This is a genomic window from Collinsella ihumii, from assembly GCF_030385545.1.
Lineage (GTDB): Bacteria > Actinomycetota > Coriobacteriia > Coriobacteriales > Coriobacteriaceae > Collinsella > Collinsella ihumii.
Genome location: NZ_JAUEIQ010000001.1, coordinates 320,323 through 344,317 on the forward strand (window position 1 = coordinate 320,323; position 23,995 = coordinate 344,317).

General features: G+C 65.5%; 21 protein-coding genes. 13 read left to right on the plus strand and 8 right to left on the minus strand.

The genetic code is table 11. The features are described 5' to 3' along the window. The first annotated feature begins 157 nt into the window (after positions 1-157). Positions 158-1,852 carry a peptide ABC transporter substrate-binding protein gene (locus QVN30_RS01435; RefSeq protein WP_289835150.1) on the plus strand — a complete coding sequence of 565 codons (1,695 nt, stop codon included), beginning with the start codon at positions 158-160 and terminating at the stop codon, positions 1,850-1,852. Positions 1,853-2,105: 253 nt separating this feature from the next. Here the strand turns inward: QVN30_RS01435 and QVN30_RS01440 are convergent, their stop codons facing one another. Continuing rightward, complete coding sequence (locus tag QVN30_RS01440) at positions 2,106-4,313, minus strand: alpha-amylase family protein (protein ID WP_289835151.1); 2,208 nt, start codon at positions 4,311-4,313, stop codon at positions 2,106-2,108. A 236-nt stretch (positions 4,314-4,549) separates the two neighbouring features. On the opposite strand from QVN30_RS01440, the gene QVN30_RS01445 reads away from it, so the two are divergent. Next, positions 4,550-5,464, plus strand: a complete 915-nt coding sequence (locus tag QVN30_RS01445; RefSeq protein WP_289835152.1) for a ketopantoate reductase family protein — start codon at positions 4,550-4,552, stop codon at positions 5,462-5,464. A gap of 114 nt (positions 5,465-5,578) precedes the next feature. Here QVN30_RS01445 and QVN30_RS01450 read toward each other — a convergent pair whose 3' ends face one another. From QVN30_RS01450 to QVN30_RS01470, 5 genes are all read right to left on the minus strand, one after another. Next, positions 5,579-6,379, minus strand: a complete 801-nt coding sequence (locus QVN30_RS01450; RefSeq protein ID WP_066834252.1) for a transglutaminase family protein — start codon at positions 6,377-6,379, stop codon at positions 5,579-5,581. A 15-nt stretch (positions 6,380-6,394) separates the two neighbouring features. Further along, the gene (locus QVN30_RS01455) at positions 6,395-7,093 is read right to left on the minus strand and encodes an alpha-E domain-containing protein (RefSeq protein WP_289835153.1); all 699 of its coding nucleotides are present in this window, start codon (positions 7,091-7,093) and stop codon (positions 6,395-6,397) included. Beyond that, positions 7,075-8,427 (minus strand): circularly permuted type 2 ATP-grasp protein, encoded by a 1,353-nt coding sequence (locus QVN30_RS01460; RefSeq protein WP_289835155.1) that lies wholly within the window; start codon positions 8,425-8,427, stop codon positions 7,075-7,077. Before QVN30_RS01460 ends, QVN30_RS01455 begins: the two co-directional genes overlap by 19 nt. Before the next feature lie 258 nt (positions 8,428-8,685). Then, entirely contained in the window at positions 8,686-9,864 is a 1,179-nt protein-coding gene (locus QVN30_RS01465; RefSeq protein WP_066834258.1) for a cation diffusion facilitator family transporter, read from the minus strand. 434 nt (positions 9,865-10,298) lie between these two features. Further along, on the minus strand, positions 10,299-11,399 hold the full coding sequence (locus QVN30_RS01470) for a glycerol dehydrogenase (protein WP_289835157.1): 1,101 nt from the start codon (positions 11,397-11,399) through the stop codon (positions 10,299-10,301). An 860-nt stretch (positions 11,400-12,259) separates the two neighbouring features. On the opposite strand from QVN30_RS01470, the gene nrdD reads away from it, so the two are divergent. The 8 genes from nrdD to QVN30_RS01510 all read left to right on the plus strand — a co-directional run bounded on the left by nrdD (position 12,260) and on the right by QVN30_RS01510 (position 20,264). Next, positions 12,260-14,482 (plus strand): anaerobic ribonucleoside-triphosphate reductase, encoded by a 2,223-nt coding sequence (gene nrdD / locus QVN30_RS01475; protein WP_087199843.1) that lies wholly within the window; start codon positions 12,260-12,262, stop codon positions 14,480-14,482. A gap of 222 nt (positions 14,483-14,704) precedes the next feature. Beyond that, a complete protein-coding gene (gene nrdG / locus QVN30_RS01480) occupies positions 14,705-15,286 on the plus strand; it encodes an anaerobic ribonucleoside-triphosphate reductase activating protein (RefSeq protein WP_204588441.1) in 582 nt (193 codons plus the stop codon). Between the two features lie 100 nt (positions 15,287-15,386). Next, the gene (folE, locus tag QVN30_RS01485) at positions 15,387-15,944 is read left to right on the plus strand and encodes a GTP cyclohydrolase I FolE (RefSeq protein ID WP_289835158.1); all 558 of its coding nucleotides are present in this window, start codon (positions 15,387-15,389) and stop codon (positions 15,942-15,944) included. A 32-nt stretch (positions 15,945-15,976) separates the two neighbouring features. Then, positions 15,977-16,468, plus strand: coding sequence for an HD domain-containing protein (locus QVN30_RS01490; protein ID WP_289835159.1), 492 nt, complete (start codon positions 15,977-15,979; stop codon positions 16,466-16,468). A 69-nt stretch (positions 16,469-16,537) separates the two neighbouring features. Then, the gene (gene folB / locus QVN30_RS01495; RefSeq protein WP_204571114.1) at positions 16,538-17,032 is read left to right on the plus strand and encodes a dihydroneopterin aldolase; all 495 of its coding nucleotides are present in this window, start codon (positions 16,538-16,540) and stop codon (positions 17,030-17,032) included. A 163-nt stretch (positions 17,033-17,195) separates the two neighbouring features. Continuing rightward, on the plus strand, positions 17,196-18,770 hold the full coding sequence (locus tag QVN30_RS01500; protein WP_289835161.1) for an RNA/DNA-binding domain-containing protein: 1,575 nt from the start codon (positions 17,196-17,198) through the stop codon (positions 18,768-18,770). A gap of 147 nt (positions 18,771-18,917) precedes the next feature. Beyond that, complete coding sequence (locus tag QVN30_RS01505; RefSeq protein ID WP_289835163.1) at positions 18,918-19,367, plus strand: ArsR/SmtB family transcription factor; 450 nt, start codon at positions 18,918-18,920, stop codon at positions 19,365-19,367. Positions 19,368-19,394: 27 nt separating this feature from the next. Next, complete coding sequence (locus QVN30_RS01510) at positions 19,395-20,264, plus strand: nitroreductase family protein (protein ID WP_087199830.1); 870 nt, start codon at positions 19,395-19,397, stop codon at positions 20,262-20,264. On the opposite strand, the gene QVN30_RS01515 is transcribed toward QVN30_RS01510, so the two are convergent. After that, entirely contained in the window at positions 20,170-20,916 is a 747-nt protein-coding gene (locus QVN30_RS01515; protein WP_289835164.1) for a M48 family metallopeptidase, read from the minus strand. The genes QVN30_RS01510 and QVN30_RS01515 overlap by 95 nt on opposite strands. A 192-nt stretch (positions 20,917-21,108) precedes the next feature. Here QVN30_RS01515 and QVN30_RS01520 point away from each other — a divergent pair, with 192 nt between their 5' ends. Beyond that, positions 21,109-22,173: a D-alanine--D-alanine ligase family protein gene (locus QVN30_RS01520; RefSeq protein WP_289835165.1), complete on the plus strand. Its 1,065-nt coding sequence runs from the start codon at positions 21,109-21,111 to the stop codon at positions 22,171-22,173. Between the two features lie 384 nt (positions 22,174-22,557). On the opposite strand, the gene QVN30_RS01525 is transcribed toward QVN30_RS01520, so the two are convergent. Then, on the minus strand, positions 22,558-22,743 hold the full coding sequence (locus QVN30_RS01525) for a hypothetical protein (RefSeq protein ID WP_289835166.1): 186 nt from the start codon (positions 22,741-22,743) through the stop codon (positions 22,558-22,560). A gap of 240 nt (positions 22,744-22,983) precedes the next feature. Between QVN30_RS01525 and QVN30_RS01530 the strand changes: the two genes are divergently transcribed. Continuing rightward, positions 22,984-23,412: an FKBP-type peptidyl-prolyl cis-trans isomerase gene (locus tag QVN30_RS01530; RefSeq protein ID WP_204571146.1), complete on the plus strand. Its 429-nt coding sequence runs from the start codon at positions 22,984-22,986 to the stop codon at positions 23,410-23,412. Between the two features lie 151 nt (positions 23,413-23,563). After that, positions 23,564-23,920, plus strand: coding sequence for a metal-dependent transcriptional regulator (locus QVN30_RS01535; protein WP_204571120.1), 357 nt, complete (start codon positions 23,564-23,566; stop codon positions 23,918-23,920). Positions 23,921-23,995 lie beyond the last annotated feature (75 nt).

Consider the following 23,995-nt stretch of genomic DNA (forward strand, 5'->3'; position numbering starts at 1 on the left):
TGGAGCTTCCGCAGGCGCCCCCACCACCCACTCCATCCAACTAAAACATTTCCAGCACTTTTCCAAACCGTTAACGGACGGTTCGATGCTTTACTTAACCAGAGTGCTGGTTTATACCATTATCCACGGAGGATGAGATATCTAGGAGGTACGGAAGATGGCAACCGAATCGAATCGTATGCCCATGATGGGCCGCAGGCGGTTTATCGGCAGCGCCCTTGCGGTGAGCGCCCTGACCGCGCTTGCCGGATGCAGCGGCGGCACCGGGTCCACGAGCGGGTCTGCGCCGGCCGGCGATACGGGCAGCGCCTCGTCGGGCGACAACGTCATGAGCATCTACACGAGCGAGCCTGCGTTCATCGATCCGTACAACGCAAAGGAAGTCCAGGGCACCATGGTTGTGCTCGCGTGCTTCGACACGCTCGTCTCCTGGGACTGGGACACCAACACCGCGGTGCCCCTGGCCGCAGCCGAGCTTCCGTCGCTTTCGGACGACAAGCTCACCTACACCTTCAAGCTGCGCGAGGGCATGACCTTCCACAACGGCGATCCCGTCGATGCCGCCTCGTTCAAGCGTGCATGGGAGCGCCTGGCCGACCCCACGATGTCCACGCCGTCCGATATCGGCTACCATCTGCAGCCGGTCGCGGGCTATCAGGACATGGTCGACGGCAACGCGACCGAGATGAGCGGCCTTGCCTGCCCCGACGACCTCACCTTCGAGGTGACGCTCACCGCACCCATGGCTGACTTCCTGGCCGTCTGCTGCCACCCGGGCCTCTCGCCCGTGCCGCAGGCCGCCATCGACGACCCGGCGACCTTCCTCGAGCAGCCGATCGGAAACGGCCCGTTCATGCTCGATGAGCCCTGGCAGCACAACCAGTACATCTCCTGCTCCCGCTTCGAGGATTACTACGGCGACGCGCCCAAGCTCGACGGCGTGTACTTCGCCATCCATAGCCAGCCCGACACGGCGTTCAACGAGTTCGAAGCCGGCTCGCTCGATTTCGCCCAGATTCCGTCCGGCCGCATTCAGCAGACGATCGACGCGTACGGTCAATCGGATGACGGCTACACGGTCGAGCCGGGCAAGCAGGTGCTCGTGGGCAGCCAGGTCTCCACGTACTTCATCGCCCTCAACACGCAGGACGATTTGCTTTCCAACGTGGACTTGCGCCGCGCCGTGTCGCTCGCGATCAATCGCCAGAACATCGTCGACACGCTGTTCGAGGGGACGCGCGAGGTGGCCGACACCATCTTCCCGCGTGCCATCGACTCCGACGACGAGGACATCTGGCAGTACTGCACCTACGATCCCGAGCAGGCCGCCCAGCTGCTCGACGCAGCCGGCTACCCGGCGGCCGACGACGGCAGCCGCGGGCTCACGCTCACGCTGAGCTACGACAGCGGGCGCGGCCACGAGGACATCATGAGCTCCATCCAGGCGGACCTCGAGGCCGTGGGCATCACGGTCACCCAGGACACGGCAGAGTGGGCGGTGCACCTCACCAAGATGAGCGAGGGCTCGTTCCAGATGGCGCGCAGCGGTTGGACGGCGGACTATCCGACCATGGACAACTTCCTGTACCCCAACTTCTACAGCACCGCGGCCGACAACTACCCGCACTACAACAACCCCGAGGTCGACGCGGCGATCGACGCCGCGCGCCAGATCGAGGACGAGGACGAGCGCAAGGCCGCCTATCGCAAGGTCTGCCATATGATCGGCGAGGACATGCCGCTCGTGCCGATCATGTACTACGCGCATAACTACGTGGGCTCCGAGCGCGTCCAGTCGTTCTACTACGACGCGCAGCAGCATCCCGACTTCAGGAATGCCGAGCTGGCGTAAGCGATTTCGCCTTTCTCGTGCCGTCCCGCGATCCCGCCATCCTCCTTGTATCGTTGCGGACGGCGTCATGAACCTGCCCCTGGCCACCTTTCTCCAACGGCCAGGGGCATCGCTGTATCGAGCGGTCGGGTCCGTTTTCGATGGCGGGCCCGATGGCGGGTATCGGAAAACGAGGGACGGGTGCCATGGGCCTGCCGTTTGCCAGGGAGGCGGCAGGCCCATGGCACCCGTCCCGATCTGCTCGTCGGTCAGCCTACTTGAGCATCCAGATGAAGCTCCAGCTCGGCATGTCGACGGTGGTGACCTCGGCGGTCGTGCCGCTCATCAGGTCGGTGTGGGTCGCCGTCTCCGGCATCCAGACCGTCTTCGCGTCGTCGCTGAAGTTGAAGACCGCGTGCAGCTCGCGCCCGCCGGCGCGGCGCACGATCCACAGGATCGAGGTGTCGCTGTAGTCCTTGGTGCAGACCTCGGCCTCGGCACCGAAGATCGCCTCGGTGCGGCGGATATCCTCGAGCTGCGCGAGCGCGCTGAAGATGCGCTGCTGGATCGTGCCGGGCTTCTCGATGTTTTCCGTCAGCCCCCAGTCGAACGCGCCGCGGTGGATGTAGCGGGAGTCGGCGGCCTTCTCGGGATCCTCCTTGTAGGAGTAGTCGTTCACCTGGCCGATCTCGTCGCCGCTGTAGATGATGGGCAGGCCGGACTGGGTGAACATGTAGGCGTGCAGCATGATGTCCTTGCGGATGGCCACGTCCATGGCCGCCTCGTCGCCCTCGAAGCCCGCCGCCTCGATGCCGCACATGGACGCGGTGGTGCCGCAGAAGCGCGCGTCGCCCGTCACGGGATCGGCGTTGTACAGCTCGCCGCGCGAGACGCTGCCGGGCGCGACGCCGCAGAAGTAGTCGTTCAGGAACTGCTTGTGCGGCACCTCGGCCATGCCCCATGCGGACAGCGTGCCGTAGTCGAGGCCCCAGCCGATATCGTCATGGCAGCGCAGGTAGTTCAGGAACGTGTACTCGCGCGGCAGCCCGAAGACGGCGTCGAGCTGGGAGCGCAGCAGGCGCGTGTCGCGGCAGGCCACGGTGTTCCAGGTCGTCGCCATGGTGGTGACGTTGTAGAGCATGTGGCATTCGGGCTTCTCGACCGTGCCGAAATACGGCACGACCTCCACCGGCGCCATGACGACCTCGCCCAAAAGCACGATGCCCGGGCAGACGATCTCGCCGATCATGCGCATCATGCGCACGATGGTGTGGACCTGCTTGAGGTTGCGGCAGTTGGTGCCGAGCTGCTTCCAGATGTAGGGCACCGCGTCGATGCGGATGATGTCCATGCCCTGGTTCGCCAGGAACAGGAAGTTGTACATCATCTCGTTGAACACGCGCGGGTTGCGGTAGTTGAGGTCCCACTGGTAGGGGTAGAACTGCGTCATGACGCACTGGTCGAGCTCGGGCAGGTAGGTGAAGTGGCCGGGCGCGGTGGTGGGGAAGACCTGCGGGACGTCGCGGGTGTAGCGGTCGATGATGCCCTGGTCCTTCACGAAGAAGTAGCGGCTCATGTACTCGCCCTCGCCGGCGCGGGCGCGGCGGGCCCACTCGTGGTCCTCGGAGGTGTGGTTCATGACGAAGTCCATGCACAGGCTGATGCCGCGCTCATGGCACTCGTCGGCGAGGTGGGCAAGGTCGTCCATGGTGCCGAGCTCGGGCTTCACGCGGCGGAAGTCGGAGACCGCGTATCCTCCGTCGGAGCGGCTCTTGTCCGCCGGCGTGTCGAGGAACGGCATGAGGTGGAGGTAGTTGACGTTGCACTGCTGGACGTAGTCGAGCTTCTCCTCGACGCCCTTGATGGTGCCGGCGAAGTTGTCGATGTACATCTGCATGCCGAGCATGTCGCTCGCGCGATACCAGGCGCCGGCGGCCTCGCGCTGGGCGTCGAGCTCCTTGAGCTTGGTGCTGCGCTCGTCGAAGAAGTGCTTCATCTGGTCGCAGAGCTCGGCGAACATGTCGCCGTTGTCGTAGAGCTCCATGTAGAGCCAACGCAGCTCGTCGTGATGGCGGGCGAGGCGCTCGGCGAAGATTTTGTCCGCGGCCTCCTTCTGGGCCTTGGTCATGCGGGCGCTTGCAGGCTTTGTGGCTGCGGGGGACGCGGTCTTGGGCGCGGCCTTCTTCGCGGCGGCCTTCGGCTTGGGTGCGGCCTTGGCCTTGGGCGTCGCGGCGGTCGGCTTCTTGGCCGTCGATGTCGCGGAGTCGGCCCGCGGCGTCGTCTTCTTGGTCGCGGCGGTCTTCGTGCCGGCCGCCTTGGACGTCGCCTTCTTTGCGGCCGACGGCTCCTTGCCCGCGGCGCTCGCGGAGCCGGATGCGGCGCGGGTGGCCGCCCTCTTCGCGGCGGGCTTGGCCTTCGGGGCTGCGGGGGTGTCGGTTACGACGGTTTCCTGCGATGCGGCAGGTTTAGGAGTCTCTGCCATGTGACGTGTTCCTTTCGCGGCGAAGCATGGGAAAATGAACGGGACAATTGTATGCTCTCGCGCGTCACCCGCATGCCGGACCGATGCAAAATAGCCCGATGAGCTGCAAGGATGTATATTTTCAACGGCATCCAGCAGGCATGAGGGAACATTATGTGTAATCGGTTTCACATATGGGCGAACCGTATCCGGCAGGACGGCGGGACGGGATGCGGCGAGGCGGGAAGGGGTTTCTCATGGCTATCGAGAAGGTCGCAATCGTCGGCAGGGGAGCGGTCGGGCTTCTGCACGGCACGGTCATCGCCGAGCATCTCGGCTGCGACGCCGTCGAGTTCGTGATGGATGACGAGCGCTTTGCGCGCAAGGGCGCCGATGCTGTCATGGTCAACGGGTCGCCCTGCCCGATCCGGACGATCCCGGCGAGCGCGGCGACGCCGGTCGACCTGGTCATCCTGACTGTCAAGGGGCCGGGGCTCGCGGGTGCCCTCGACACCATGGAGCCGCTGGTGGGCCCCGACACCAAGATCATGTCGCTGCTCAACGGCGTGATGAGCGAGGAGCGCGTGGCGGAGCGCTACGGCTGGCAGCGGACCGTGATCTCCATCACGCAGGGGATGGACGCCGTGTTCATCGGGGGAGAGCTCACGTTCTCGCATCCGGGCGAGATCCGCTTCGGCGCCGCCCCGGGCACCGAGCCGGGCGTGGTCGAGGACATCGACGGGTTCTTGGACCGCGCGGGCATCGTGCACGCGGTCGAGGAGGACATCCGCCACCGGATCTGGACGAAGCTCATGCTCAACGTGGGCGTGAACCAGACCTGCATGGTGTACGGCGGGACCTATGGCTCGGTGTGCGATGAGGACGGCGAGCAGTACCGCAGCCTGGTCGCCGCCATGCGCGAGGCGCGCGTCGTGGCGCGTGCCGAGGGCGTCGCGGTGACGGAGGACGACCTGACCCAGATGGTCGAACTGCTCCGGACCCTCGATCCGGAAGGCATGCCCTCCATGGCGCAGGACCGCATCAACAGGAAGCCGACAGAGGTCGAGGAGTTCTCGGGCACGATCATCCGCCTAGCCGAGCGCCACGGCGTGCTCGTGCCGCAGAACCGGTGGCTGTACGCCCAGATCCGCGCCATCGAGGCCGCCTGGTAAGCTCGGTCGTGCAGGAGGGGGTTCGTTGGGGACGGGTTCATTTCAACCCATGGCGGCGCGCGGAGCGCCGCCATGGGTTGAAATGAACCCGTCCCCAACGAACCCCCTGCCGGCTCACACCCGCATGCTCTGGTCGCGCACCGAAATGAAGAGCTCTTGGCGCTGGTCGGCGCCCCCGCGGAACACGCCCGCCTCGATGGGGCAGTCGGAGAAGTCGCGCCCGTGCGCGAGCTCGATATAGTCGTCGTCGACGTCGCGGTCGTTGGTGGGGTCGATGCCGCGCCAACGGGATCCGTCGTGCACCTCCACCCAGGCGTGTGTGGCCCCGTCGCCCACGATGAGGCCGTTGACGTAGCGGGCCGCCGCGCCCAGCGACCGCAGCGCAGCGATCAGGATGTGTGCGTAGTCCTGGCAGACCCCTCGACGCTGGGCGAACGCCTCGGAGGCGCTGGTGGTAGTAAACGTCGACCCCGGCTCGTAGGACATGGCCGCATGCAGCGCGCCCGAGATGCGCCGCACGCAGCCCCACAGGTCGCCCGCCACATCCGCTGAGTCCCGCCCGGCCGCGTCGCGCGCGAAGGCCGCGATGCCCTCGTCACAGGCGGCGAGGGCGGACGGCCGCCGGTACATGGGGTGCGCGTGCTCGCAGGGCTGGTCGGCGCGGTCGACCAGTACCCGACCGGCGGACAGAAACGAGAACTCGTCGTGCTCCGCCGCGATCCTCCCGGCGAGCACGGCGTTTCCGAACCCGTCGGTAAGCTCGAGCAGCCGCGTGTCGGGTGTCACCACGGTCTGGGTGCTCAAGACCGTCTGGCCGCCCGCGCTTTTCGGGCGGCACCGCAGCAGGAAGTCGTGCTCGCGCACGGGCTCGCTCAGATGGAGGGCGGTCTCGAACGAATAGCTGAGGATGCGCATACGCCTCACCCCGTCCTATGCGAAGATGCCGTTCGCGCACGCGATCATGCGCTCGAGGCCCTTGTCATCGACATTCTGGGGAAACGCCGGGTCGAAGGCCTGCGCCGCCAGCTCCTTGACCGCCTGGCGGCTGTAGGAGGCCCCGGTGCGGTCCAGCCTGCTGGCCAGGCGGTCGACCTCGTGCGGAATGCCGTCCAGCCGGTAGCGCAGGCGCGCGCACAGGTCGATGCGCTCTACGGTCATGCCGCATTTCACCAGGCAGCGCGCCGCGTCGTCCACCACGAAGTCGTCGATGCACCCCTTGAAGGCCATGATGTTGTCCTGGACCAGCTGCAGGTCGAGCAGGGGGCTGTCCGACGCGCTCGAGGCCTCCAGCGCGTTGACCGCCATCTGGATGTAGCCGAGGCTCTCGGTTCCCAGCGCGTCGCGGCAGGCGATGGCGTTGTCGTAGGCGGCGTCCATGGAGCGCGCCACCGACGAGGGGTTGTCGCGGTTGAACAGGCACCGCTGGAAGAACTCCAGCGGCGTCTCGGTCTCACAGTTGAATCCCAGGTCGACGAGCTGCCCTTTCCAGTCCCCGTCGATATCGTCGAGCGCCCGGTCCGCGACGCGGTCGTAGGCGGTCAGGATGAATCGCTGCGTGGTGAAGACGCGTTCCAGGTAGCGCCCCAGCCACAGCAGGTGGTCTATGCGGTTCAGCGAGAGAGTACCCATGTGTCCTTGAAACCTCCTCCTTGGCTTGAATTGACGATGGCCGAGCCCTCCTGCCGCGCGTAGCGCGTGAGGCCGCTGGCCCAGACGGTGGTGGTGGGGCCGCTCAGCACGAAGGCGCGCAGGTCCGCCTTGCGGGGCACGACCTCGCCGCCGATGTAGGTGGGCAGGCAGGTGAAGTCGACCACCTCCTGCGCGATGAAGCGCCGCGGCTCTGTGCGGATGGCGCGCTTCATCGCCTCGAGCCCGTCGGCATCCAGGGTGGATCCGAAGACGACCCCGTAGCCTCCCGCCTCGGCGACGTCCTTGATGACGAGCGAGTCCGCATTGTCCAGCACGTAGGCCATGTCGTCAGGATAGAACGGCAGGTAGGTGGGAGCGTTTTGCAGGATGGGCCGCTCGCCCAGGTAGTACTCGACCATCTTGGGGACGAAGTAGTACAGGCCCTTGTCGTCGGCTGCGCCGTTGCCCGGTGCGTTGACGATCGCCACGGACCCCGCGCGGTAGGCCGCCATGAGGTTGGGGACGCCGATGAGGCTGTCGGGGCGGAAGCACAGCGGGTCCAGGAACTCGTCGGACAGACGACGGTACACGGCGCCCACCCGGCGCATCGCCGCGGCATCGCGGTAGTACAGCCTGCCGTCCTCGCAGAACAACTCGTCGGGGGTCGCCAGCAGCGCATCGGCCTGCTCGGCCAGGTAGGCGTGCTCGAAGTACGCGGCGTTGTAGCGTCCCGGGGTCAGCACCACGTTGATGCCGCCGCGGTTCACGTGGTTCATGACCTCCTTCAGCCTGCGCCCGTAATCGCGGTTGTCCACCACGGGCACGCGCCGGAACGTGGTGTCGTCGCAGCGGCGGCACAGGCTGCGGGCGATGAGCGGGTAGGAGGCGCCCGACGGGATGCGCAGGTTGTCCTCGAGCACGTACCAGCTGCCGTCGGTCCCCTCCACCAGGTCGATGCCCGAGATGTGGCTGTAGATGCCGCACGAGGGCGTCACGCCTTCGCATTGGGGGAGGTATCCCGAGCTCGCGAACGCGAAGTCCTCGGGCACCACGCCCTCGCGCACAATCTCCTTTGCGCCGTAGATGTCGCGCAGGTACGCGTTCAGGGCGTCCACGCGCTGGGCGAGGCCGCGCTCGAGCGTGGCCCAGGTGCGCGCGTCGATGATGCGCGGGATCGCGTCGAAGGGGAAGAGCCGCTCGTTGAAGGTCCCGTCTTTATAGATGCCGAACTTCACGCCGTAGCGCGCGAGCTGCTGGTTGATCTTGGGCGTGTGGGGGACGAGCCCGGTGTAGGGGGCGACGTCCGTACGGCCGGCGGGGTCGTGTGCATCCATGGGGTCCTCTTCCGTAGCAAACCTGTCGAGCGGTCCGTCCGCTCGATTCCGAGTATCGGTGTCATTTATTTCCGGAAGAAGAACGGGGCCGAGGTGGTCCAACGCGTTGCGATTCTGTTGCCATTCGGAAAACTGCGGGCCGGTGCGGGTGCAAATTCGGGGACGTACCTTCCGCGTGCATTTTTGCAAACTGGGGACGTACCTTCGGGGTGCATTTATGCAAATTCGGGGACACCCCTTCGGCGGGCCGTCGCCCCGCTATTGCTCCGAGCTCACGTAGCTCTCGTCGATGGTGATCTTGGCGACGGTGCGCGGGTAGTGGTCGCTTACGATCTGCTTCACGCGGCGGCGCAGCTGCTCCTCGGAGAGTTCGAGGTCGGCGGGGCGCACGCAGTCGAAGATCACGTTGGTGTGCGTGGGCCCGGGGACCGTGCGCAGGTCGTGGATGGTGATGCGCGGGTCGATGATCTTGACGGCCTGGTCGATCCAGTTGCGCATGTCGGTGACGGCGGGGTCGTCGGTCACGATGGGGTCGTAGTGCAGCGTCACGATGAGGCCGTCGTCGTTCTTGAAGTCCTGCTCGATGTTGTCGATCAGGTCGTGGCTCTCCATGGGGTCCGCCTCCACGGGCATCTCCACGTGCGCGCTCGCGAACTGGCGGCCGGGACCGTAGTCGTGCACCATGAGGTCGTGGGTGCCGAGCACGCCGGGATAGCTCATGATCTTGGCGCGGATGTGCTCCACGAGCTCAGGCGAGGGCGCTTCGCCCAGCAGCGGGTTCACCGTGTCGCGCACAAGGCCGATGCCGCTCCAGATGATGAAGACGCCCACCGCGGCGCCCACGATGCCGTCGAGCTGGATGTCCGCATAATGCGCCACCACGGAGGAGAGCAGGACCGCCGCGGTCGAGATGACGTCGTTGCGCGAGTCCACGGCGGTCGCCTGCAGCGTCTCGGAGTCGATGCGGCGCCCGATGGAGCGGTTGAAGGCTGCCATCCACAGCTTGACGACGATGGAGAGCAGCAGGATGACCACGAGCACGCCGTTGAACTCGACCGGCGTGGGATGGACGATCTTGTCGACGGAGGAGCCGACCAGGTTGATGCCGATGGCGAGCACGAGCGCGGCGACCACGAGCCCGGCCAGGTACTCGTAGCGGCCGTGGCCATAGGGGTGCTCGGGGTCGGCGGGCCGGCTTGCGAGCTTGAAGCCCAGCAGGCTCACGATGTTGCTCGCCGCGTCGGACAGGTTGTTCACGGCGTCGGCGACGATGGAGACCGAGCCCGCGACAATGCCGATGGCGCCTTTCGCCACGCACAGGGCCACGTTGCACACGATGCCGACAATGCCCGCGAACTGGCCGTAGCTCGTGCGCACGGCGGCGTCGCCCGTGTTGTCGCAATCGCGCACAAAGCGGCGTACCAGCCAATCGATCATGATGCCGACCCCTTCCATCGTCCATACGAGACGACCCCGCCGGTCGGGCGGGGTCGTATAACAAATAGCAGATTGTAGAGCTTCGCGGGGCGAGATGCCAGCCGAACCCTTCCCGGGGGTGCAAATTCGGGGACGTACCTTGAGCGTGCATTTTTGCAAATCGGGGACACCCCTTCGGTATGCACCGCATCCGGTACGGTTGCCGCGCGGGCCGTACAGCAGGCAGGTTTTTCATGAAAAGTGCGACGCTCTTTTTCGCCTACCTGCGGAAACGTCGATTCGGGTCCCCTGCGTTCATGAAAAAGTGCCCAGCGCGCATCGGGGACGCCCCTTCCGCAGGCGCTTTTGCACGCGGAAGGTACGTCCCCAAATTTGCAAAAGTGCACGCGGAAGGTACGTCCCCCGATTTGCATTCCGTCCCCCGATTTGCATTCTTAGCTGTCTAAGGAGTAGTAGCGGCCGAAGGCGTCTGCCGCGAGGATCGCGTCGCACACCATGTCCGGGGTGACGGCGACAGGAAGGTTCCCCATGGTTTCGGTCGGCGCGCACGCGCTCTCGGCGACCGCCATGATGCGTTCGCGGGAGATGTCCTCGACGCCCAGGTCCTCGAGCGTCACGGGCAGGCCGACCTCGAGGCAGAAGCCGAGCACGCGTTCGAGCAGCTCGGTCGGGGCGTTTTCCAGCACGAGCTGCACGAGCGTGCCGAAGGCGACCTTCTCGCCGTGCATCGCGTGGCCGGTCTCCGGCAGCAGGCCCATGCTGTTGCTGACGGCGTGCGCCGCCGCCAGGCCGCAGCCCTCGAATCCGATGCCCGAAAGCAGGGTGTTCGCCTCGATGACGCGCTCGACGGCCGGCGTGCAGCAGCCCGCCTCGAGCGCGACCTTGGCCTTCACGCCGTCCTCCATCAGGGTGTCGAAGCACAGGCGGGCGCAGGCGAGCGCGGTGCCCGTCGCCTTGCCGCCCGCGCAGGTGTTGGCATCGGAGTCGACGCAGGCCTTCGCCTCGAAGTACGTGGCGAGCGCGTCCCCCATGCCCGCGACGATGAGGCGCACGGGCGCGCCGGCGATCACCGTCGTGTCCATGAGCACGATGTCGGGGTTTGCCGGCAGGTATAGGTAGCGGTCGAGCGCACCCGTATCGGAGTAGATGACCGACAGCGCGCTGCACGGCGCATCGGAGGACGCGGCGGTCGGGCAGACGACGACCGGCGCGCCGAGATAATAGGCGACCGCCTTGGCGGTATCGAGCACCTTGCCGCCGCCGATGCCCGCCACGACGTCGCAGCCTGCCTCGCGCGCGACCGCGCAGAGCCGCTCGATCTCGCGCTCGGTGCATTCGCCTTCGAACCGCTCGAAGGCGATCTCGGCGTCGACGTCGGCGAAGCCGCGCTCGATTTTGGCACCCAGGCGCTCGATGCCGGTCGCCGTGGCGATGGCGAGCAGCTTGGATCCGAGCGGGGCCGCATGCGCGCCGAGCTCGCACAGGGCGTCGGGTCCTTGGATGTACTTGCCGGGGCTGGTATAGATGCGAGTCATGGATGCTCCCCTTATCCTTGAGAGGTTGATGCCACCTATTGTAGGGAAACACCGATCAAGGCGTTCGCTTGACGAGCCTGAGACGCCCGTGGAGGCGGGATTGTATATTCCTGCCCCCATACTGCATAAAAATCTGCTCAAAATAAAACCCATAAGGGTCATAGGTTGAGTTTGTCATTGTTTTTGAGCGCCCTTTCTGCACACGCGTTGCACCCTTCGGCATTTCCCCAGTTGAATCCTGCGGAAATGCAAACGGGTGCGGCGTGTGTGGCGAGATGGCACCGAAAAACAATGACAAACTCGTATTCACTCCTCCGAGAGGGCCCGGTCGGGCACGCGACCCGCCCCGCGCCCCGCGCCGCGCACCCGCAGGCGACAGACGGCTGGCAGCACGCCCCCGCGCGGGACTCCCGCCCAACATCTAGGTCAAGACCCCAACTTGCGCCATTCTCGTGTTCGACATCGAACGCGTTGTGGATTCTTCGTTGGGCCGGTGCCCCACGCCAAAAAGGACAACCGCAGCTCACGCGCTCAGGCGCATTTTCGGACCCTCCTGTCCCTTCAGCAAAAGTTAAATGACTCGAAAAAAGCACATTGCGGCTGACCTGCCAAAACACAATATGTAGTAGGGGGTGCCCAGAAGTTCCCCTGTATGTTGTAAGGATGGATGACGTATAGTTGGTATCCGGCACTGCTTGCCTCCTGCCTCGCGGGGGCGTCCCAGACTCGGCGGCACCGTTTTGCGGGGCGGATGGCGGGCGGTGCTGGAGAAGAGCCGGGCAATCGGATTCGCGCCGTCGGGTGCGAAAGGGCCGGTCGGCGCTCTCCGGGCACGAACATGACTATCGAAGGGCATCGATATGAAAATCATCAAGCGCAACGGTACCGAGGTCGCATTCGACATCGAGAAGATCTCGAACGCGATTCGCGGCGCCAACCGCGAGGTGAAAGAGCGTGAGCGCATGACGGAGCGCGAGATCGTCTTCGCGTCCCAGAACGTGGCGGAGGCATGCGAGAACGCTGGCCATACCGTGTCGGTCGAGGAGATCCAGGATCTCGTCGAGGACGAGATCATGGCGCTCGACCACTACGAGGTCGCCCGCCACTACATCATCTACCGCTACGTGCAGAGCCTGAAGCGCCAGAAGAACACCACCGACGACAAGATCCTGTCGCTCATCGAGTGCAACAACGAAGAGGTCAAGCAGGAGAACTCCAACAAGAACCCGACCGTGAACTCCGTGCAGCGCGACTACATGGCCGGCGAGGTCTCCAAGGACCTGACCCAGCGCGTGCTGCTGCCCTCCGACGTGGTCGACGCCCACAACGAGGGCCTCATCCACTTCCACGATTCCGACTACTTCGCGCAGCACATGCACAACTGCGACCTGGTGAATCTCGACGACATGCTGCAGAACGGCACGGTCATCTCCGGCACGCTCATCGAGCGCCCGCACAGCTTCTCGACCGCCTGCAACATCGCCACGCAGATCATCGCCCAGGTGGCCTCGTGCCAGTACGGCGGCCAGTCCATCTCGCTGACGCACCTGGCGCCGTTCGTCGACGTCTCGCGCCAGAAGATCCGCGGCCAGGTGCTGCGCGAGCTCGAAGAGCTCGGCGTGGACGCCTCCGAGGACAAGATCGCCTCCGTGGTCGAAGACCGCCTGCGCGACGAGATCCGCCGCGGCGTGCAGACCATCCAGTACCAAGTCGTGACCCTTATGACCACCAACGGCCAGGCACCGTTCGTCACGGTGTTCATGTACCTCAACGAGGCGCGCACGCCCGCCGAGAAGCACGATCTGGCCATGATCATCGAGGAGACCCTGCGCCAGCGCTACGAGGGCGTGAAGAACGAGGCCGGCGTGTGGATCACGCCCGCGTTCCCCAAGCTCATCTACGTGCTTGAGGAGGACAACATCCACGAGGACTCCCCGTACTTCTACCTGACGCAGCTCGCCGCCAAGTGCACCGCCAAGCGCATGGTGCCCGACTACATCTCCGAGAAGATGATGCGCAAGTACAAGCTGTCGAAGGGGGAGACCGAGGGCAACGGCGACTGCTACACCTGCATGGGCTGCCGCAGCTTCCTGACGCCCGACCGCTCCGGCAACGGGTTTGACAACGTGGCGCGCGCCAAGAACTACGAGCCGGGCAAGCCCAAGTACTACGGCCGCTTCAACCAGGGCGTCGTGACCATCAACCTGCCCGACGTCGCGCTGTCGTCCCACGGCGACGCGGACAAGTTCTGGGAGATCTTCGACGAGCGCCTGGAGCTCTGCCACAAGGCCCTCATGTGCCGTCACGAGCGCCTGAAGGGCACGCTGTCCGACGCGGCGCCGATCCTGTGGCAGTACGGCGCGCTCGCGCGCCTGGACAAGGGCGAGACCATCGACAAGCTGCTCTACGGCGGCTACTCCACGATCAGCCTGGGCTATGCGGGCCTGTACGAGTGCGTGAAGTTCATGACCGGTGCCTCCCACACCGACGAGCGCGGCAAGGACTTCGCCCTCAAGGTCATGCAGCACATGAACGACAAGTGCGCAGAGTGGAAGGCGGCGTCCGACATCGACTTCTCGCTGTATGGCACCCCGCTCGAGTCGACGACCTACAAGTTCGCCAAGTGCCTGCAGCGCCGCTTCGGCATCATCCCGGGCGTGACGGACAAGGGCTACATCACGAACTCCTACCACGTGCACGTTTCCGAGGAGATCGACGCGTTCGACAAGCTGAAGTTCGAAAGCGAGTTCCAGCAGCTGTCGCCCGGCGGCGCCATCTCCTACGTCGAGGTGCCCAACATGCAGGACAACCTCAAGGCCGTCATCCGCGTGATGCAGTACATCTACGACAACATCATGTACGCGGAGCTCAACACCAAGAGCGACTACTGCCAGGTGTGCGGCTACGACGGCGAGATCAAGATCGTGGAGGACGACGGCAAGCTGGTGTGGGAGTGCCCCAACTGCGGCAACCGCGACCAGGAGAAGCTCAACGTGGCGCGCCGCACCTGCGGCTACATCGGCACGCAGTTCTGGAACCAGGGCCGCACCGAGGAGATCCGCGACCGCGTGCTGCACCTGTAGTTCCGCGGTTCTACCGAACCGCGGAACTGCTCGACGCTGCGCGGGCATCTGACGGGCGATCTGTCCCTCACTTGTCGGGCATGGCCTTAAGGCCTATGCCCTCCTCGTTCGGGTCACCTCGCCTCGTCAGATGCCCGCTCGCTGACTGAGTACTCTACCTAGAGGGCTGCTGTCGACATTGCATGATGGATCGTTGCTGGCACGGTGAGAAGTGGAGCACGCGTGAACTACGCCGAGATCAAGAACTTCGATATCGCCAACGGGGAGGGCGTGCGCACGACGCTGTTCGTCTCCGGATGCAGGCGCGGCTGCCCGGGGTGCTTCAACTCCGGCGCATGGAGCTTCGAGGCGGGCGAGCCGTTCACGCGCGAGGTGGAGGATGCGATCATCGAGAGCCTGGCGCCCGGCTACGTCGACGGGCTCACGATCCTGGGCGGCGAGCCCATGGAGCCCGAGAACCAGGCGGGGCTCGTCGAGTTCGTCGAGCGCGTCCGCGCGCGCTATCCGCGCGGCTGCGGCAAGACCATCTGGTGCTTCACGGGCGACACGCTCGACGAGCTCATGGAGGGCGGCCGCCATCGCACCGAGGTGACCGACCGGCTGCTCGCCTGCATCGACATCCTGGTCGACGGGCCGTGGGTGCAGGAGCTCTACGACATCACGCTGCGGTTCCACGGGTCGTCCAACCAGCGGGTGATCGACCTCAACGCCACGCGCGAGGCCGCGGCCGAGCTGGGCGTGCCGCTGTCCGAGGCCGTGCGCCTCTGGCAGGACGAAGAGGTCTACAGCACGCACACGATGTAGGCACGACCCGCCGCCGGGCCCGTCTCCAATGGCGGGTCCGGTGGCGGGCGTCGTGGTGGTACGATAACGCAGTCAGCGGCATGCGTTCGAAGGGATGTTCATGGTCGATCAGGAAAAGGTGCGCCAGGCGATCAGCCTGCTGCTCGAGGGTATCGGCGAGGACCCGATGCGCGAGGGGCTCATCGAGACCCCCGACCGTGTGGCGCGCATGTACGCCGAGCTCGCGGGCGGTATGGACCAGGACCCCGCGACGCATCTGGCCAAAACGTTCGCGGTCGAGGCGGACGACATGGTGATCGAGCGCGACATCACGTTCTACTCCCTGTGCGAGCACCATCTGCTGCCGTTTTACGGGAAGGTCGCCATCGGCTACATTCCCGACGGGCGGGTGGCGGGCCTCTCCAAGCTCGCGCGCACCGTCGAGGTCTTCGCGCGCCGCCTGCAGCTGCAGGAGCGCCTGTGCGCCCAGATCGCCGACGTCCTCATGGAGGATCTCGGATGCCGCGGCGCCATCGTGCTCATCGAGGCGGAGCACATGTGCATGACCATGCGCGGCGTTCAGAAGCCGGGCACCAGTACGGTCACCTGCGCCCGCCGCGGCGCGTTCGCGGAGGACCCGTCGCTCGAGGAGCGCTTCTTCCGCATGCTGGGGCGCTAGTGGAGCGCTGCGGAAAGGCCGCCTGCGCGGCCATGCCCCGGGCGGATGCCGTCTGGCGCCACCCGGTCTTTCAGGGACATCTCGCTCGCATACAGGAGCTCGAGCGCACGCGCGCCTTCTGCCGCCATGACCTCGCGCACCTGATGGACGTGGCGCGCATCATGTGGATCGGCGTGCTGGAGGAAGGCGCGGACCTGCCGCGCGACGTCGTCTACGCCACGGCGCTTTTGCACGATATCGGGCGCGCGGCGCAGTACCAGACGGGCGAGCCGCACGATGTCGCCGGGGTGCGCATCGCGCGCGAAATAATGGGTACGGTAGATGGCGACCGTGCATTCTCGCCTGCGGAGCAGGACCTCATCGCAGATGCCATCGGCGCGCACCGCGTATCCGATGCGGCCGTCTCGCCGCTCGGCAGCCTGCTGTATCGGGCCGACAAGCTGTCGCGCCCCTGCTTCGCCTGCCCCGCACGCCCCGAATGCAACTGGCCGACAGAACAGCAGAACCTCGCCATCCGCATCTGATGGGGGCAAAGGGCTGGACGCCCTTTTGACCCTCTCGCATGCGGGGCGGGGACGAAAGGGGAGATTGCCATGGGCAAGAAGCATCAAAAGCATCTGCCGGAAAACGCCACGCCGACCGAGGGCGCGGAGCTCGCGCGGCGCGAGGCCGGGCTGCCCGCCACGAGGACGGCCATAGCCCGCTGGACGGCGGCCGACCTGTCCGGAGCCGATAAGATCCAGATTGACGGCCTGGAGGTCTTCGCTAACCACGGCGTATATTCCGAGGAGCGCGCGCTCGGCCAGAAGTTCATCGTCTCGCTCACGCTCTACACAAGCCTGCGCGAGGCGGGGCGCACCGATGACCTGCGCGCGTCGATCGATTACGGCAAGGTGTGCCACGAGGTCGACGATTTCCTGCGCGACCATACGTTCAAGCTGATCGAGGCCGCGGCGGAGGGCGTTGCCGATCGCCTGCTCGCCCGCCACGACGCGCTCGTGGGCGTCCGCGTGCGCCTGGAGAAGCCCTGGGCCCCGATCGGCCTGCCGCTGCGCACCGTCGCGGTGGAGATCGTCCGCACGAGGTAGCGGCTTCCATCCCAGGCGTGACAACAAGGCGGGGAATCGTCAACCCGGGCGGTCAGGCGGCCGCCCGGGTTGACGATTCTTCTGTCGTGCTGTCACGCCCGCACGCAACGATGTCCGCACGCCGTGGTACTATCGTCGATATATCGACGAGAGGAGGCGGGCGATGGAGTACCGGGAAACGGAACGCATCGAGTTCAAACGCACAGTTACCGAACGTATCGTCAGGACAATCATCGCATTTGCAAACGGAACCGGTGGAGACATCTATATCGGTATCGACGATTTTGGCCGGGTGATCGGCGTCGACGATATCGACAGCGAGATGCTCAAGGTCTCGAACCTCGTGCATGATGTCATCTGCCCACCGCTCGCGCACCTCGTGCATATCGAGCCCGTCAAGCTCGAGGGCAAAGACACCGTGCTCGTGTCCGTCGAGGCGGGTGATGAGAAGCCCTACTACCTGGCTTCAAAGGGCCTGGTTCCGGCTGGCGTGTTCATCCGCCTGGGGCCTGCGACCGTGCCGATGGGCCGCCGGGACATCCGGCGCATGATCCGCGAAGCCGACGATGATTTTTTCGAGACGCGCCACGCAAGGGTGCAGGAGCTCACCTTCGACGAGGCCGGGCGCGTCTTCCGGGAGCACGGCGTCGAGTTCTTCCCGGAACGCTTTCGGGCGCTCGGCATGCTCGCCCGCGACGGGTTCTACTCGAATCTCGCCCTGCTCGTCTCCGACCAGAACCCCTTCACCCTGAAGTGCGCCGTCTTCAACGACGACGCCGGCACCGAGTTTTTGAACCGCATCGAGTGCGAGGGCTCGATCCTCGGCCAGTACGAGCGGGCGCTCGGCTTTTTGCGCCTCGCGAACAACCTCAGGTCGTATTTCCCGTCGAACACGAGGATCGATCAGCGCGACTATCCTGATGACGCGCTGCGCGAGGGCCTGCTCAACGCCATCATCCACCGCGATTACGATGAGAGCCTCTGCGTACCCACGCTGGTGAAGATGTGCCGCACGGAGCTTTCGTTCACCTCGTTCGGAGGCCTGTTCGGCATCACCGCGCAACAGGCCATCACGCGGGAGTCCTCGCCGCGAAACCCCCGGTTGCTGGCGCTGTTCGGCCGCTTGGGAGAAGTCGAGGCGTACGGGTCCGGCCTTCCCAAGATCTGGAAGCTGTATGAACACGAGGGGCTTGCAGCGCGTATCGAGGCAGAGGGCTCCTTCTTCACGCTCGTGCTGCCGAACGTCAACACGACGCGCAACCCGCACATGAGCCTGACGGCGAACAGCGGCCCCGATCTTCGCGGGGGCCAGGAGGCTTTCGACGAACTCGATGCGATGGGGGCTCTGCCCGTGCGCGTGAAGGCGGCATATGACCGGGCGCGTGCGGAGAGGTGCGCGCTCGATCGTGCACAAGAGGGAACTCGCGCGGCGGACGCGGCCGGACGGGAGGTCGCCGGCGCCCCGGCGGGCGTTCGGGTCAAGCATATGGAACGCATCGGGGACAGCCCTGCGGATACGGGCCCGCGTCGTCTCGAGCGGTTCATGATATCCTTCGCACTCGAACGAGGCGATTTCTCGCGCGAGGAAGCTCAGCGGGCGCTTGACGTCGGACGCGACACGGCGCTCAAGGTCATCAACGGTATGGTGGCCTCCGGAGCGCTGGTCAAGTCGGGGCGCGCCCGGGCGGTTCGCTATCGAGCTTCGGATGAGCTGCGGCAACAGGAAGCTGTCGGGTAGTCCGAGAGTCCCAGGATGCGGGCGGATACGGCGCCGACCCGCGCCCGCGCCCGTTCGTCTCGAATACCTTTACCGATGCTGACAGGGGCGAATGCGCTTTCTACAATGGTTCAAGATCTTCGACCGTTGACGTGAGGAGGCAGCACCATGCGCGATCCTTGCGACTCCGAGCGGGAGTCCATCGAGCCCCGCGAGCCTGCGGATTCGGCCTGGGACGCCTTCGCGCCGCGGCGCATGACGGAGCTTGCCGAGGAGTTCTCCTCATGCCGCCAGGTGTTCATCGCGCTCGGCAACGAGAGCCGCCAGCAGATCTTCATCGAGCTGCTGCGCCATTGGGGAGGCATGCGCGTGGGCGAGCTCACCGTGTGCGTCAACCTGTCGCGCCCGGCCGTCTCGCATCATCTCAAGGTGCTGCGCGAGGCGGGCCTCGTAGATATGTACGAGATGGGAACCAGAAACTTCTATCACGTGAGCGCCGATCTGGCCCTGTGGACGCGGATGGCGCGCCTGGCAGGCGACGCGGAGGGGTTCGTGAGACAGGTCGCGCGCCGCGCCGAGAGTGCGGGGGATGGCTGCGGCGGCAAGCGGGTCGAATAGGAATCCGGAGAAAGGGGAGAGGGTGCCATGGAAATCGATACGAGCTCTTTCGGGACGGTCGATGCGCTTGCGCGCTGGGACGATGCCCATCTGCTTGACGCCATGGAGGCGCGCCATTCGGTGCGCAGCTACCGAGATAAGAGAATCGATGCCGATGCGCTGCGGGAGCTCCAGTCCGTCATAGACGGCTGCAACGAGGCGGCAGGGCTGAGCTTCACGCTCGTCGCAGACGACCCGTCCGCGTTCGACGGCGCCCTCGCTCACTACGGGTCGTTTCGCGGGGTGCGCAACCACGTGGCGCTCATCGGGCGCAAGGGCCCGCGCCTGGATGAGACGGTCGGGTATTACGGGGAGCAGGTCGTGCTCGCCGCCCAGCTGCTGGGCCTCAACACCTGCTGGGTCGCCATGACCTACCGCAAACGGGGCGCCGCCCGCACGATGCCAGGCGAGGCGCGTCCGGCGATCCTCGCGCTCGGGTACGGCGAGACGTCCGGCGCGTCCCATAAGGTCAAGCCCGTGACGAGCCTGTGCCGTGTGCCGGGCGGACCTGCGGCCATGCCGGAATGGTTCGCAGCCGGCATGCGTGCCGCCCAGCTCGCCCCGACGGCCATGAACCAGCAGGCGTTCTCGTTCGAGCTCGTCGAGGGCGAGGTGCCCGGCGTGCGGGCGCGCTTGGGGCTGGGGCCGTGTGCAAAGATCGATCTGGGCATCGCTCGCTGCCATTTCGAGATCGGCGCGCGCTCTGTCGTCGCGCTGGCGGTGGGTAGCGGCGCGATAAGTCGAGGGGTCTGCCGCACGCGGCTCACGATCGGCGAAGCAGCGCGGAAGCCTCGCGATTCCTCGGGCAGTAGGTGTCGAGCAGCGCGTGGAAGCGCGCGTTGTGGCTCGGCTCGATGAGGTGCACGAGCTCGTGGGTGACGACCATCTCCAGGCAAAGCGGAGGATAGGCCGCCAGGCGCGCGTTGATACGGATGGCACGGGTCGCAGGCGTGCACGACCCCCAGCGGGTCTTCATGGACCGGATGCTCCAGCTGCTCGCATGCACGCCCATGGTCGCCTCGACGCGTTCGACCACCTCGGGCAGCGCGCGCTCGATCTCGCGCCGATACAGCTTGTCGACGAGGCGCCCGTACTCGTCGGGCGACATGCGGGCAGGCACGGACGGCCCGTCCTGCAGCATGGCTCTGAATGTCGAGGGGCGCGCCGCAGCGCCGTGGTGGATGCCCGCGTCATCGAGCGCGCGTTCCGTCGGCACCGGCGCTCCCCACAGCATGACGGTTTCGAGCTCTTCGGGGTGGAGCGGGGCGGAAATGACCTCGCGTCTGCGCCGCACGCGCTCGACGATCCACGCGCTCTTGCGGTCCAAGAACTCCTGCGCGGTGGCAACGCTCGTGCGCGCGGGGATGCTCATCGCCACGGAACCGTCCCCGCGTACGCGCAGGTTGAGGTTGCGCACGCGCTTGCGCGTGACGGTCACGGGGATGCGCTGTCCGGCGCCATCGACGTAGAGCGTGAAGGTTGAAGCCGAAAGGGCTGCTGTGCGTTTCATGCGGCACAGCATAGCACGCTCGCCTGCCCTGTGCGGACCCTGCCGTGAATTCTCCGTGACGCAGCGGCGGTTTGCCGTGGTCAGGCGCTTAGGCGCCCGCGGCGGCGAGAGGGCATGCGGGGTCGCGTCGCTATAATGGGTGCCCCTTGCACGCGCGGCGCCCCGTCGCCCGATCGGAAAGGACAGATGACCATGATCAAGGTTGCGATCCTCTTCGGTGGCATCTCCACCGAGCACGATATCTCGCTCAAATCCGCCGACAACGTCATCGCGCAGCTGCCGCGCGACCGCTTCGAGCCGGTTCTCATCGGCATCGACCGCGACGGCGCGTGGTTCCACTATTCGGGCGATGTCGCGGATATCGTGTCCGGCGCATGGGAGGACCACGACGTGAACCCCGTGGTGCTCATCCCCGGCTGCAGCGAGGACGCGCGCGGCGGCTTCATGGAGCTTGTCCAGGGCGAGTTCGTGGAGCTGCCGGTCGATGTGGCGCTGCCCGTGCTCCATGGCCAGGGCGGCGAGGACGGCACGGTGCAGGGCACGCTCGAGGCATGCGGCGTGCCGTACGTCGGCTGCGGCGTGCTCGCCTCCGCGGTATGCATGGACAAGGACGCGTCCCACCGTCTGGCGGCAGCCGCCGGCGTTCGCTCGCCCAAGTGCGAAGTGCTCTACCGCGGCGCCTCCGACGAGGCGTGCCACGCCGTCATCGAGAAGTGCGGCGGCTACCCCGTGTTCGTGAAGCCCGCTCGCGGGGGCTCGTCCATCGGCGTCTCCAAGGCCTCCGATGAGGCGGCCTACCGCGCCGCGCTCGATGCCGCGTTCGCGCTCGACGAGAAGGTCGCCGTCGAGGAGGCCATCACGGGTGTCGAGGTGGGGTGCGCCGTCATGGGCGACTCCATCCACGGCATCACGATGGGCGAGGTCGACGAGATCGTCATCACTGGAGATGGCTTCTTCCGTATCCATCTGGAGAAGGATCCCGGCGCCAATACCGAGCTGCGCTGCCCTGCCGAGCTTCCAGCCGATGTCATGGCCCGCGTCCGCGAGGCGGGTCGCACGGTCTACGAGGCGCTCGGTTGCTCCGGGTTCGCGCGCGTGGACCTGTTCGTGACGCCGGAGGGCGAGGTCGTCTTCAACGAGGTTAACTCCACGCCGGGCATGACCTATTACTCGCGCTTCCCGCAGATGATGCGCGTTGCGGGCCACGATCTGGGCGAGGTGCTCGCTGAGTTGATCGACGCCAAGCTGCGCAGGTAGCGTCAAGGGCGCGTGCCTGCCGATTATCTGTAGAGCCCAGGCGGCCGGACCGCTCAACGGCGTGGTGGGATCGGGGTATAATGCCGGAGTTTTCGGCACTATACCCCTGTTTTATATATTGCGTTTAATAGAATACTTCTTGAATTACTGTCTGAACGAATTTGGGACTTTTGGGTACATGTTTTCCGGTTGGTTGAGTAACCCACCGTTTGCATATGGCAACATATCTAAATCAGTATGATATACATTATGCTGATGAGGGTCTACTCGGCGGACCGGAAAACATGTACCCAAAAGTCCCTTTTTCGTTTCGTGCCGATGCTCAGATGCCGGTATCTGAGTAATTCGTGGTCCGCACTGCGTGAAATCCCGGCATGCGGCCGCTTACAGGCGCTGCGCCTGGTCTTTCAGCAGGCCGGACGCGGTTTCAGCTGCGTTGTTCGCCTGTTCGAGGAAGTTGCGGTACGAGTCCGTGAGGTCCCTGATCTCGTCGATGCTCATGCCGCCCGACGCCTGCTCGAGCTCCCTGTCTGCAAGGGCGTCGCGATCGCGTGCTGTGGAATCTGCCATGATCTCATCCTTTCATCGGGCGGGGCGCCGGGCCAGCAGGTGCCGACCGGCTGCTTGCGCGACCTGCCCCGGCTCCGGGCCGGGAACTTTTCTGGGCCATTGTACTCGAATTTGTGTGCATATCTCGCTCGATGGCACGAATGCGCCGCGCGCGGCATGATTGCGGCGCATGGGGTATAGTGACCACTGCATGTCTGCGCCCACAAGGGGCGAGACGGTATGACAGAAACGAGGATGCACATGTCCAACGACGGCAAGAAGGTCCGCGCGCACTACCGCGGCACGCTTGACGACGGCACGCAGTTCGATTCCAGCTACGATCGCGGCGAGCCGATCGAGTTCACCTGCGGCGCCCATCAGATGATCGCCGGTTTCGACGCGGCGGTGATGGATATGGAGGTGGGCGAGAAGAAGACCGTCCATATCCCGGCCGACCAGGCCTACGGTCAGCACCGCAAGGAGCTCGTCTTCAGGATTCCGGCCGATCAGGTGCCCAACATCGACCAGGTGCATGCGGGCGACCACGTCTACCTGTCCGGCCCCGCGGGCCAGCCGATCCCCGCGGTCGTGCTCGAGGTGAACGACGAGGGCGTCATGCTCGACGCGAACCACGAGATGGCGGGCAAGGACCTCAACTTCGAGATCGAGCTCGTCGAGGTGTTCGACTAGAGACGAGCCATCCGCATCGCGTCGCGCTTCATGCCGCTTTACCGCAAGCCCTGCACCGCTGTCCGGTGCAGGGCGATTTGTTTGATATAACAAACTTTTTGAGGTAGTATGAGTTCGCTATAACTAACTAACCGATCGAAAGGGTTGCGACATGCGGTTGCGCGAATCGGGCGAGGATTATCTCGAGGCCATCTTGGTGCTCCAGCAGGAGCGCGGAGCTGTTCGCGCCATCGACATCGCCGAGCATCTCGGGGTGACCAAGGCAAGCGTCTCCAAGGCCCTGTCGACGTTGGAGGGCAAGGGATTCATCGAGGTCGTCAAACGCGACGTCCGGCTCACCGAGGTGGGGGCGCAGGTGGCGCACGAGATCCTGGAACGGCATGTCTTCTTCCGCGACCTGCTTATCGCAGCCGGCGTCGAGCCGGAGCTCGCGGCCGAGGAGGCCTGCCACATGGAGCACTGCCTGTCCGAGGACAGCTTCCAAAAGCTCAAGGCGCATATGGCCTAGTGGTGCAATGGGGGACGGGGCCGGTTCAACCCACGTCGGCGCAGCGCGCCGCCATGGGTTGAACCGGCCCCGTCC